Below are 12304 nucleotides of genomic sequence, written 5' to 3' on the forward strand. Positions count from 1 at the left end.
ATTTATTCGCTCCCCGTAAAAATGACTAGATGTGATGTTATATGTACCGAAAAAATACTAATTGATCACCACCTGTTTATGCAGTTTTCAATCAATAATGAGCCTAATGTGTGAATCTTATCCCAATGAGTCAAATTATATCTGCATTATCAGAACATAAAATTAACAGTCAACAGGGCTTACCATAGCCTCTTAATCACACCAAATGGCTTCCCTTGATTTATTGAGGATTAACAGCGTACTTCAAACAACATACCTATGCGGTGATTCGGGAAGAAAATCTCGTTAATTCTTCTACATTTTAAATCTAAATTGGGTAAGCAATATGAAAGTAATACAAAAAGCATTTTTGGTTCTATTCTTTGGGGTATTTACAACAGGAGCACTACATGCTCAGTATTCAAATATGGATGTACAGGATCCTGTAGAGATCTCTGATTTGTTGCAAACACAATCATTAATGCACCCTGAATTTCCAGACTCATTGGTTAGTAAGTTAGAATTTCCAATTGAGGTATTTATCAAACAGAAAGGGGGAAATCGAAAGGGTGCTTCCTCAAAAAGTGATGGATTGGGCGGATTTATGTCCAGATTAGTTAAGAATTCACCAATGCAAATGGATACAGCAAGACTAAGATCTGGTAATAATCAGCCAGTCACATTAATACTTGTTATTCCGAGTAAAGATTTGGGCCAGGGTAATTATCAATTAAGAGGGGTTACTACCAATTTTAATGAACATTTCAGACCCACCTCAACAAGTACAAAAATTTTGCCAAACAGCAAGGGAATAGAAATTCATTATTATTTCCACAAAGGCATTCCAAAACTTCCGAAAGATCATGAACACATTGAATACGATGAAGAAATGGAGGGTTTTAAGGAAGGGATGAAGGCGCACAAAGCATTGATGGTGCAGCACATCTATGGTCATGTGTGTGACCCAACTCACGAAATATGTAATTAAACCTCAAGCTTCTACTAAAGAAAACACTTGGTCTTTTTGAAAATAGAATTCAACACAGCCAGTCTTTGTCTAAAAGGTGTGGCTGTGTTCTTTATTACTTTTCTTTGTATTGAATCTACTTTGGGACAGGGATTTTCATTACATACTTATTATTCACCTCAGGAGTATGGTTCACACGTGCAGAACTGGACGGCTGCAAAGGATACTAATGGATTCATTTATATTGGTAATGGTTCAGGTTTGATAACATTTAATGGGGTGGAATGGGAAGGAACTCACATAGGCGAAACCGGCAGGGGAAATTCAATTTTTACCTCTAGTACAGGCAAAATTTATGCAAGCGGCTCAACAGATTTTGGATACCTGGCACCGGACTCTACTTCTTCTTTTAGCTATGAATCTATTTCACAAAAATTTTATTCAGAAGAGGAACGGGTTCCCGGACAGTTCGAAACCTACGAGCAGGGAGGTAGCTTATTTTTCAGGCACTCATGGGGTATTAATAAATATGATGGACAGAATCTGACTAAGTTTGGTATAGATAAAGGCATATTGGGACATTCAGCCAGGATGGCCGATTCAATTTTAATAGGAGCTCCCCGGGGTATTGTATCATTTAGTTTGGATAGAGAGGGCAGCTTTAATTTTAAAAAGGGCTCTGAAATATTTGCTGGGAAGCACGTCTGGATTGCCAACAATTATAAACCAGGACATGTGCTGTTTGGGGACTGGGGAAACCTGCTGATTGATTATGATGGTTCTTCTTTCAGACCATTTATTACGGAAGTCGATGGTTATTTGAGAGAACATCGCATTTACGATTTTGAAGTAATTTCAGACAGTGTATATGCCATAGCAACTCTTTCTGGTGGGGTAGTTTTTATAAACGAAAAGGGTGAACTCTTAAAAATGTTCACTGAGAAGAATGGCCTGGCGACTAATCAGGTTTATGATCTTTATTTTGATGAAGAAAAAATACTTTGGCTGGGACTTCAAAAAGGAATTCAGAAACTATTATTGGATGAAACACTAATAATATATAATGAATCCTCTGGTTTGAATGACATTGTAACCGGTTTTGCATTTAATGCCCAAAAGGTTTTTGTCAATACAACTTTTGGATTGTTTAGGGGAGAAGTCATTCAACCCGAACGAACTATGGAGTTTACAGAAGTAGATACCCCTGAAAGCATAGTGCATGTATTCAGTTGGAAGAACCTTTTTTATGCATTATCAAGTAACGGACTGTATAAGATTGACGAAGAAGGAAGTTTTGAAAAACTGATTAATGATCCATACCTGATAAAGGTGAAGTCGAAATATGAGACAGATCGAATTTCATTCGTGAATCAAACTCATCTCATTCACTTCGATGGATCTCGGTTTGAGAAATTATCATTGCCGGATATACATACACCCGGGGATGCACTGTTAACCGGAGATTCACTTTTTGTACTAAACCCTTCAACAGGTTTGCAGTTAGTTGTCAACGGTACCGTGACATCAATCCCATTCGGAACTAATGAGGAAGCTATTAACCTCTACAATGAAATTGATAGTATTAACAATGACATTTATGTAGCCGTAGAGGGGGATGATGTTGAAATCTCATTCTACAAATTTGAAAGAGAAGTGAGCTTTATGAGTAACGAACATTTTCTATCAAAAATCCCTGAGTTCAATTCTAACCAGGTAGTTACATTTCAACAATGTTCAGATTCAGAGATTTGGTTTATTGGGGGGCTAAGAATTGTAAGGATATTTAAAGAAGCAAAAGAATGGAAATTGGATGAATCGTCTTTTGGTTTACTCAACGGAGGAAGCGCTTCGGAAATAATTAATACGATAAATTGCGAGTCAAATGGGGTGTGGTTTGGTGGAACAATCGGGCTTTTTCACCTGAAAGAGCCCGATTTTAATTATGACACTGACTTCAAAACCAATATCACCGGTATTTACATAAACCGAGACTCGCTGATTTATGGAGGCTTCGGCGAACCGCAGCAGCCTATTATATTACCCTATGCCAATAACGAGCTCAGGTTTAGTTATGCAGCTGCCAGTTATGTGGCCCCTGACCGCAACCAGTACCAGGTAAAGCTGGAAGGATTTGATTCAGACTGGAGCACATGGACGTCCGAAACCCAAAAAGATTATACCAACATCCCGGAAGGGGAATATATGTTCAGGGTCCGCAGTAAGAATGTGTATGATGTAGCAGGTATCGCCGATGCTATTCCATTCGAAATTTTACCCCCCTGGTACCGAACCTGGTGGGCCTATTTGTTATATACGTTTACCATTGCCGGGATTTTGTACCTGGCCTATAAAATCAGGATTAATCAAATTCTTCGGGTACAACGAATCCGGAATAACATTGCCAGCGACCTTCACGATGAGGTTAGTGCCACTCTTAGCAGTATCAGCTATTTTGCAGAGGCTATAAAAAGTGACAAGGTGAAAAAAGACAAGAACCGGTTCGTTAATTTGATAGCCAACAGCGCCGATGACGCTAAAGAGAAAATCACAGACATCGTGTGGGCGATCAACCCGGAGCATGACGACTGGCCGGCTTTTCTTTCCAAGTGCCGCCGTTTTACGTCAGATTTGTTGGAAAGTAAGGAGATGGAATACAGCCTTAAAATCGATGAGTTTATCCCCGGTAAGCTCGACATGCAATTGCGCCAACACCTGTGGCTGATCTTCAAGGAAATGGTGACGAATGCCGTACGTCATTCCAAAGCCACCCAGCTGGATGTTATCATGAAGTACGAAGAAGGGGAGTTAAAACTGGTAGTTCAGGATAACGGTGAAGGCATGGATGTGGATAGTGTACGAAAAGGGAACGGGCTGGTGAACATCCACAAACGGGCAGAGCAGATAGATGGAGAGATTTCTTTGAAAACATCGGAAGGTTTCGGAACCCGATGGATGCTGAAAGTTCCACTTTGATTAAGACCACATAAGCATGTGGTAGGTTTTTCGGTAGAACGGGCTATATTCAGGGAAGCAAATATCTTACAAAGTAACAAGGGCTTATCGTGATTAAAGTTGGTATCGTAGAAGACAATGAGTACATGCGGGAGGGATGGGAAACCTTTATCGACCATGAAAGGGATTTAACGGTAATCGGAAGCTTTGGTTCGTGTGAAGATGCCTTTGAGTCCGATGCCATCAATAAAGTGGATTTGATGATTATGGATATTGGTCTGCCGGGAATGACCGGTATTGAAGGGGTGAAATACATGCGGGAAAACCACCCGGATGTGAATATCATCATGGCAACGGTACATGATGATGACGACCATATTTTCGATGCTCTGAAAGCCGGTGCTGTGGGATACCTGATGAAAAAAGTAACACCCGATGAAATGGTACATGCTATTCGTGATGCCCATGAAGGCGGTTCACCAATCACCCCAAATATAGCCCGAAAAGTGATCGCCACTTTTCAAAAGGCAGCGGATTTGGAAGAAGAGCTGTCGGATCGTGAAATACAAATCCTGAAAGAGTTGGCCACCGGTCGTTCGTATGCAGCTATAGGGAAAAAGATATTCTTGTCGGTGGATGGAGTCCGGCATCATATCCGTAATATTTACCAAAAGCTGGAAGTGCATTCCCGTTCCGAAGCCATAGCCAAAGGAATTACCCGCCATATTATCGATCCTGACAACGATTGATACGCCTGTTTTCTGTTAGAACCACATTATCATGCGGTTTAATTGGAACGTGTGGTTTTTAGTTTGGGCGCAGTAAGTCCTTCCAGACTATACTAACCTAATACACTAAAGCCCTGTCTTTTGATAAAGACGGGGCTTTTTTAATTTCACATGCAGCGAAAATATCCCGATATTCAGCGCGAATTTCAGATGTACAAACCACGCAGCTTTTTATGAAAGATTTTATTCGCATCGCATCGGGACAAGGCTTTTGGGGCGATCTGCCCAATGCACCCGTCAATCAGGCAAAAAAAGGGCCCATCGATTACCTGGTGATGGATTACCTGGCTGAAGTAACCATGTCCATCATGCAAAAGCAGCGCATGAGAAATACTGACTGGGGATATGCCCGCGATTTTGTGAATGTTGTAGAACAGGTTTTGCCGGAAATCAAAAATGACGGAATTAAAGTAATCAGCAATGCCGGTGGAGTGAATCCGATGGCTTGTAAGGATGAAATTTTGAAAGTAGCCAAAGAAAAAGGCTATACCGGTTTAAAAGTAGCGGTTGTAAACGGCGATGATATTCTAAGCAATATTGATGAATTGATAGCAGACGGTCATGTAGCTGAAAAATATGGACGATGGGCGTCCTATTTCGGAAATAAAGGATGACCTGCTCAGCGCCAACGTATATTTTGGCTGCCAGCCTATTGTAGAAGCTTTGGAGGCCGGGGCTGATGTGATCATTACCGGAAGAGTAACAGACACCGGACTTACGCTCGCACCTATGATCCATGAATTTGGATGGGAGGCGGATGATTTCGATAAAATGGCGGTAGGGACCATTGCCGGACACATTATAGAATGCGGAGCCCAGGTGTCGGGCGGTAACTTCACCGATTGGGAAAAGGTGGACGATTTCACCGATATAGGATTCCCTATCATTGAAGCGTATCCAAACGGAGACTTCTTCGTTACCAAACACGAAAACACCGGTGGACTTGTAAGTGAGATGACGGTAAAAGAGCAGTTGTTGTACGAAATCGGGGATCCTTCAGAGTATATTACCCCGGATGTAATTGCTGATTTCACTTCTGTTAAGGTTGAAGAAGCCGGAGCCAATCGGGTAAAAGTGACCGGTATAAAAGGCCGACCCGATACACCCACTTATAAAGTATCAGCCAGTTATAATGACGGATTTAAACTCTCCTCAACACTGGTTTACTGCTGGCCCGATGCCCTGAAGAAAGCCGTTAAAGGTGCTGAAATCCTGGAGAAAAGAGCTGAAGCACTTGGGTTGAATTTCGATGAATTCAATAAAGAATATATTGGCTTTAATGGAAATACAGAGACCCCTGTAACAGAAGAAGCCCTGAATGCGGAGTTTGATGAAATTCAGATGCGGGTCTCGGTTTCAGGAAAAAGCAAAAATGATTTAAATCGCTTTGGGATGGAAATAGCACCTCTTATCTTAACGGGTCCAAGCGGTGTAACCGGCTTTGCGGGAGGGCGGCCCAAAGCAAGCGATGTGGTAGCTTACTGGCCGGCTTTGTTGGACAAGGATGCAGTGAGTCCGAAAGTCACTTTATTTGAAATTAAATAATTAATCATCATCAAAGCACAAACCCTGACTGGTTTGCGCAAGAGTTAAAAAAGTAAGAATAATGAAGATTGCGGTTATTGGAGCAGGAATCTCAGGATTAACAGCCGGACGAGAATTGGCACATGCAGGCCACGAAGTTGTAGTATTTGAAAAAAGCAGAGGCTATGGGGGCAGGCTGGCTACCCGTTATGCCGGTAAAGATAATGCCCATAAGTTTGATCACGGTGTTTCATTCTTTACAGCTGAATCTCCGGAGTTCAAAAAATTAATTACAGAACTGGCTGCTAAAGATATTGTTACAACCTGGGAAGGAAGTTATGCCACCAGGATTGCGAACGGTGAGGTAACCATTCGGGAGAATGGCTCGCCTTATTACTATGCTCCCCAAGGGATGAATACCATTGGGAAGTATCTGGGTAGAAATCTCGATATCCGGCTCAATGAAAAGGTGGGAGGGTTAACTCATATCGGTGAAAACCGCCGCAAGAAAAAAAGCTGGATGCTGAATTTCCCAACTGCTTTAACGGAAAGCGCGGATGCGGTTATTATTTCAGCACCAGCCCGTCAGGCTTATGCACTCTTAAATACCACCATCGATGAAATCGAAACACTGAAGATGGTCCGGGAAATTGATGAAGTGGAATATGAGTCTCAGTTCGCCCTGATGGCTGGTTTCGAAGAAGCAGACATGCCCGAGTGGAATGCGCTGGATTGTGAAGATGATATTATTGAATTCATTTCCAATGAAACTACTAAGAGAAGTGAGGGAGATTTAAAAACATTGGTTGTTCATACTACATCAGAATTTGCGAAGAAGCATATGCACAGCGATCGCGAAGTGGCTGAAGAAATGATTATTGATCGACTTACGGAAATTTTAGGAGGATGGGCGGCTCTTGCAGATTGGAAAGAAATGCACTTCTGGAGATACAGCCGGGCTGTGAATCCACTTCCACACGACTTTATGGAAATTAGAGGAAACGACACTCCATTAGCTTTGGTTGGTGGTTACATGAACGGTAACACCGTTGAGTCGGCTTACCTGTCTGGATTGAGACTCGGAAAACACTGGGTTGAGCAATTTGCCGACTAATTAAATTTAAAAGCCATTAAACCGGATTAGGTTTGGGTGCTATAAAACAACTTAACAGGTACCTTAAAAAGTACAAGGGCACGATGATACTGGGTGCCCTCTTCCTGACTGCATCAAATGCTTTTCTTGTCTGGATACCGGTGCTCATCCGGCAGACTATGGATGAGGTGGAGAGAATAGGAGAGCAGGGGTTTGATGTACCCTCAAGTATTGTGCAAACGCTTTTTACTACTGAAGCATCCAAGCTGCTTGCTACCAATTCCCTGATTCTCATCGGTGCGGTTGTGATGTACGGTATTCTGCTTTTTGCTACTCGTCAAACCCTTATAGTTACCTCCAGAAGGGTAGAGTTCGATATTCGAAATGATATAGTCGAAAAGCTGATGAAGCTCCCGCAACGCTATTTTGCGGAGAACTCCTCGGGCGAAACCTATGTCCGGGCTACCGAAGATGTAGGTAAAGTTAGTGACTACTATGGGCCGGTAATCATGTACAGTATCAATACGATTACACGTGCCGGTTTTGTATTAACCATGATGTTCTTAGTGAATCCCACACTTACTTTGTGGTCTTTGATTCCCCTTCCACTCATCTCAATTTTTGCTTATTGGATTACCGGGTTCATCCACACACACTCAACCATTATTCAGGAGCAGTATTCTTCGCTCGCCGGCAGGGCAAAGGAAACCTTTTCAGCCATCAGGCTCATAAAAGCATACAACCGCATTGATAATGAGCAGAAGTTATTTGAAGACGAGAGCGAAAAATACCGGAAGAAAAAACTTCGGTTAGATATGATTGAGTCTATGTTTCATCCCGCTCTTAATTTTCTGATTGGGATATCCTTGCTTATTGTGATCTGGAAGGGGGGAGAAATGGTGATTGCCGGAACGATTACAGTAGGTAATATCGCTGAGTTTCTGATTTATGTAGCCTATTTAATTTGGCCGGTTGCAGCTTTGGGCTACACTACGAATCGGTTTCAGCGTTCACTGGCATCCTGGAACCGTATTGAGGAGCTCATGAATGAACCTATAGAGATTAAAAACTCGGACGAGCAGGTTGATCGCGAAGTTAAAGGGCATATCGAGTTTAAGGATGTGGGCTTCAAATATCCGGATAACGATGAAATGGTGCTCAGTAAGGTCAGTTTTGAAATTAAACCCGGAGAGAATATAGCCATTGTAGGCCGAACCGGATCTGGTAAAACAAGCTTGGTGCAGTTGATACCCCGCCTTTTTGACCCGGTGGAAGGGGAGATTTTGATTGATGGAGTCAACTTAAAGAATTGGTCGCTTGGCCGTTTGAGGGAAGCCATTGGTTTTGTTCCTCAGGAAACATTTTTATTTTCTGATACCATTGGTGAAAATATAGCCTTTGGGGTAGATAACGCCTCGGATGAGCAAATTGAGACAGCTGCAGAAAAAGCGCAGGTAAAACAGAATATTTTGGATTTTGAGAAAAAATTTAAGACTATGCTTGGCGAGAGGGGTATCACATTGTCAGGTGGTCAAAAGCAAAGGACAGCAATAGCAAGAGCACTGATTAAAGACCCCAGGATTTTAATTTTTGATGACTCACTGAGTGCGGTAGATACAAAAACAGAAGACGCAATATTAAAACACCTCAGACAAGAGTTAAGCGGACGCACAACCATCATGATTAGTCATCGTATTTCTACTATAAAGGATGCTGACAAGATATATTACATTGAGGAAGGAAGCGTTGTAGAAGAAGGCACACACGAAGAATTGTTGGCTGAAGATGGCAGATACACCGCTATGTACAATAAGCAGATATTAGAACAAGAATTGGCAGAAATATAAGTTATCAACCGGGGCCAATTGTATGAAAGCAATGCCCCAAAAAGAAAACATACATTACGGGAGATCAGAAAAATGATTGTAGTACCTTTAGGAGTAGCTTCAGCAACCCCAACCGCTGTAAGACACTTACCCTCAGTAGCTTTATGGAGAGAGGGAAGTGTTTTCCTTTTCGATTGCGGTGAAAATGCACAAATGCGCATGCTTCAGGCAGGAATAAAGCGTTCAAAAATAGAAGCCATTTTTATTTCACATTTTGATGTGGACCACTTTTCAGGCTTACTTGGCTTACTGGCAACCCTTCAGCTTCAGCGTCGGGATAAGCCGCTTACCATTGTGGGCCCGAAAGGCATCAAAGAATATGTGGAATGGAATCTCAAATTTTCTCAAATAGATCCGGTTTATGAAATTAACTTCCACGAAATAGAGGAAGATCTTGAAGAAGTGGATCGTGTTTTTGATGCAGATGAATATTATGTAGAAGCTCGTCCACTGAATCACACCAAGTTTTGTGTAGGATTCCGGTTCCAGGAAAAAGATCGTCCCGGTAAAGTAGATGCTGAAAAGGCTAAAAAAATGGGCATCTCCGAAGATGAACAATACAAGGCCCTTAAAGCCGGTGAGGATGTTACCCTGGAAGACGGCACTGTAATTAAGTCTCACGAAATAGTTGGTCACCCACGCCCGGGCGACAGTTTTGCTTATGTTACCGATACCGAATACACTCCAAATGCAGTGAAGTTGGCGATGAATACCAACATCCTGTATCACGAAGCAACCTTTGGTAAAGATCTGGATGATAAAGCGAAAGAAACCGGACACTCCTCTACAGCTGATGCTGCTCGGGTAGCAACAGAAGCTCAAACCAAACTTCTGGTTATCGGTCATTTTTCAGCACGTTATACGAACGAGCACGACTTACTCCAGGAAGCACGTGATGGATTTTACCCGGCTTGGTTGGCAAATGAGTTACGCCCAATTTTTACAGATCCAACCCATGAGCGTGGAATTATCACGCCGAAGGTAGAGATCAACGAACTGAATAAGAAGTCCGGTGGCGGTGGTAAGAACTATAAAGGACGTAAGAGCAGTAAGGGCGGTGGAAAGAAGAATTTCCGTAGCCGAAAAGGCAGCAGTTCCAACCGCGGAAAAAGCAGTTCGCGAGGGAACCGAAGCAGTAGCTCAAATCGTTCTAAAAGCGGAAAAAGTAATTATAAGCGCAAAACGTACGGAAGCAGTACCTATAGCGCGAACATCAAAGACAAAAATGACGACTCTGATTCAAGCTCAAGGCGGAAGATAACTCCAAGATCTTCCTATGATGACTTTGACAGATTCTAATCAAATTAACTTGTGAGCAATAAATCAAATTCTGAAGCCGTCGATACCACACTGATTCGGCGGCTTTATTTTTTTCTAAGACCTTATCGTTGGTACGTACTCCTCGCCATAGGCCTTACACTGTCGGCTTCCTACCTGGGGACTATCCGTCCCAAGCTTACCCAGATTGCTGTTGATGAGTACATCGCCACCGATGATTTTGAAGGCTTGTGGTGGATTATCACTCTGCTTGCAGGGGCTTTACTGGGGGAATTCATTCTCCTGGTTTTTAATACCTACCTGACCCGCTGGTTTGGGCAAAACTCACTGTACGCTCTTCGGAATTCGGTGTTTAAAAAAATTCAGACGCTTAATGTTCAGTTTTTTGACAAAAACCCTATTGGACGGCTGATTACAAGAACTACCAGTGATATTGAAGCTCTGAGTGAACTTCTCTCAGACGGGGTTGTCACGATAATCGGGGATATGTTCCGGATTATCTTCATCCTGTACTTTATGTTTAGCATGAACTGGGAGCTGACCCTGGTAACGCTGACGGTTCTCCCCATCCTTTTTTATGCCACATTTTGGTTTAAGGCAAAGGTGCGGGTTACATTTCTGGAAGTGAGAGATAAAATCGCCCAACTCAACTCTTTTGTTCAGGAACATATTAACGGGATGGATGTGGTTCAGCTTTTCAACCGGAAGAAAAGCAGCAGGAGAAATTCCGGAAGATTAATGCCGGCCACCGTGATGCTTACATCGAAACCATTTTCTACTTTGCTATTTTCTGGCCCATTGTTGAGGTAACTGCCAGTTTGGCGATGGCACTTGTTGTTTGGTATGGCGGTGCCAGGGCCTTGATGGATGGTGTAACTTTTGGTGTGCTGGTAGCTTTCATTCAGTATGCCCGCCAGTTTTTCCGTCCTATTCAGGGATTGTCTGAGAAATTTAATACGCTTCAATCAGCACTGGCTTCATCAGAACGCATATTCAGTGTGCTTGATACCGAAACCAAAGTTAAAGAGACAAATAATCCTAAGCAGATTAAGAACCCACAGGGTAAAATCGAATTTGAGAATGTTTGGTTTAAATACAATGAAGATGAAGAATGGATTCTCAAAGACATTTCATTTGTAGCTGAACCAGGAGATGATATCGCCCTTGTTGGTGCGACAGGAGCCGGAAAAACGACTATCATAAATATTCTGATGAGGTTTTATGATATCCAGAAAGGGAGCATAAAGCTGGACGGTGTTGATATCCGTGACCTTACACTGCATGATTTGCGATCACATTTTGGGTTGGTACTTCAGGATAATGCACTGTTCTCAGGTTCTATTTTGGACAACATCACTTTAGGGCATCCTGAAATTACCAGGGAACAAGTGATTGAAGCTGCTCATAAAGTAGAAGCTCATCGGTTCATTGAAAAACTGCCGGAAACCTATGATTATGTTTTACAGGAACGGGGTGCTTCTTTATCGATGGGGCAGAGACAATTAATCTGTTTTGTCCGCGCTCTGGTGTACGATCCCGAGATATTGATTCTTGATGAAGCCACCTCAAGTGTGGACTCAGAAACGGAAGCACTGGTTACAGAGTCCAGCCGGTTGATGATGGAAGGCCGAACTTCAATTGTAGTAGCCCACCGTTTGTCGACCATACAGCATGCTGATCGAATTTTGGTAATGCATAAAGGGGAGATCAGAGAATCCGGAAGTCATCAGGAGCTTATCTTGCAGGAAAACGGCATCTATAAGAAACTTTATGAGCTTCAGTACAAAGACCAGTTGGTGGCCGGTTGAGGATACCGTGGAACATCAGGTTTTATAAA

At 42.5% G+C, this 12304-nt stretch carries 9 protein-coding genes and 1 pseudogene; all 10 read left to right on the plus strand.

Going from position 1 to position 12304, the window contains the following annotated elements:
- Nucleotides 1-325 precede the first annotated feature (325 nt).
- The 10 genes and pseudogenes from ABFW99_RS01695 to ABFW99_RS01740 all read left to right on the plus strand — a co-directional run bounded on the left by ABFW99_RS01695 (nucleotide 326) and on the right by ABFW99_RS01740 (nucleotide 12275).
- Nucleotides 326-967 carry a hypothetical protein gene (locus tag ABFW99_RS01695; RefSeq protein WP_349353188.1) on the plus strand — a complete coding sequence of 214 codons (642 nt, stop codon included), beginning with the start codon at nucleotides 326-328 and terminating at the stop codon, nucleotides 965-967.
- A 36-nt stretch (nucleotides 968-1003) separates the two neighbouring features.
- Nucleotides 1004-3919 carry a sensor histidine kinase gene (locus ABFW99_RS01700; protein WP_349353189.1) on the plus strand — a complete coding sequence of 972 codons (2916 nt, stop codon included), beginning with the start codon at nucleotides 1004-1006 and terminating at the stop codon, nucleotides 3917-3919.
- A gap of 89 nt (nucleotides 3920-4008) precedes the next feature.
- A complete protein-coding gene (locus tag ABFW99_RS01705) occupies nucleotides 4009-4647 on the plus strand; it encodes a response regulator transcription factor (RefSeq protein WP_349353190.1) in 639 nt (212 codons plus the stop codon).
- 212 nt (nucleotides 4648-4859) lie between these two features.
- Nucleotides 4860-5300: an acyclic terpene utilization AtuA family protein gene (locus ABFW99_RS01710; RefSeq protein ID WP_440707398.1), complete on the plus strand. Its 441-nt coding sequence runs from the start codon at nucleotides 4860-4862 to the stop codon at nucleotides 5298-5300.
- Nucleotides 5263-6231, plus strand: a complete 969-nt coding sequence (locus ABFW99_RS01715) for an acyclic terpene utilization AtuA family protein (RefSeq protein ID WP_440707399.1) — start codon at nucleotides 5263-5265, stop codon at nucleotides 6229-6231. The genes ABFW99_RS01710 and ABFW99_RS01715 overlap by 38 nt, the downstream gene beginning before the upstream one ends.
- 61 nt (nucleotides 6232-6292) lie before the next feature.
- Complete coding sequence (locus ABFW99_RS01720; RefSeq protein WP_349353193.1) at nucleotides 6293-7324, plus strand: NAD(P)/FAD-dependent oxidoreductase; 1032 nt, start codon at nucleotides 6293-6295, stop codon at nucleotides 7322-7324.
- An 83-nt stretch (nucleotides 7325-7407) separates the two neighbouring features.
- On the plus strand, nucleotides 7408-9150 hold the full coding sequence (locus ABFW99_RS01725; protein WP_440707400.1) for an ABC transporter ATP-binding protein: 1743 nt from the start codon (nucleotides 7408-7410) through the stop codon (nucleotides 9148-9150).
- A gap of 72 nt (nucleotides 9151-9222) precedes the next feature.
- Entirely contained in the window at nucleotides 9223-10488 is a 1266-nt protein-coding gene (rnz, locus tag ABFW99_RS01730) for a ribonuclease Z (protein WP_349353195.1), read from the plus strand.
- Nucleotides 10489-10500: 12 nt separating this feature from the next.
- Nucleotides 10501-11336 (plus strand): annotated as a pseudogene (locus tag ABFW99_RS01735) (ABC transporter ATP-binding protein); the annotation flags it as partial.
- A complete protein-coding gene (locus ABFW99_RS01740) occupies nucleotides 11331-12275 on the plus strand; it encodes an ABC transporter ATP-binding protein (protein WP_440707403.1) in 945 nt (314 codons plus the stop codon). The pseudogene ABFW99_RS01735 and the gene ABFW99_RS01740, both read left to right, overlap by 6 nt.
- The last annotated feature ends 29 nt before the right edge of the window (nucleotides 12276-12304 follow it).

The organism is Gracilimonas sp. BCB1 (assembly GCF_040117685.2).
Taxonomy (GTDB): domain Bacteria; phylum Bacteroidota; class Rhodothermia; order Balneolales; family Balneolaceae; genus Gracilimonas.

What these genes read in the sequence shown, in the direction of transcription:
- ABFW99_RS01715 (WP_440707399.1), top strand. Translation starts at nt 5,263, where the DNA reads ATGGACGATGGGCGTCCTATTTCGGAAATAAAGGATGACCTGCTCAGC.
- ABFW99_RS01695 (WP_349353188.1), top strand. Translation starts at nt 326, where the DNA reads ATGAAAGTAATACAAAAAGCATTTTTGGTTCTATTCTTTGGGGTATTT.
- ABFW99_RS01740 (WP_440707403.1), top strand. Translation starts at nt 11,331, where the DNA reads ATGGATGGTGTAACTTTTGGTGTGCTGGTAGCTTTCATTCAGTATGCC.
- ABFW99_RS01720 (WP_349353193.1), top strand. Translation starts at nt 6,293, where the DNA reads ATGAAGATTGCGGTTATTGGAGCAGGAATCTCAGGATTAACAGCCGGA.
- ABFW99_RS01725 (WP_440707400.1), top strand. Translation starts at nt 7,408, where the DNA reads ATGATACTGGGTGCCCTCTTCCTGACTGCATCAAATGCTTTTCTTGTC.
- ABFW99_RS01710 (WP_440707398.1), top strand. Translation starts at nt 4,860, where the DNA reads ATGAAAGATTTTATTCGCATCGCATCGGGACAAGGCTTTTGGGGCGAT.
- rnz (WP_349353195.1), top strand. Translation starts at nt 9,223, where the DNA reads ATGATTGTAGTACCTTTAGGAGTAGCTTCAGCAACCCCAACCGCTGTA.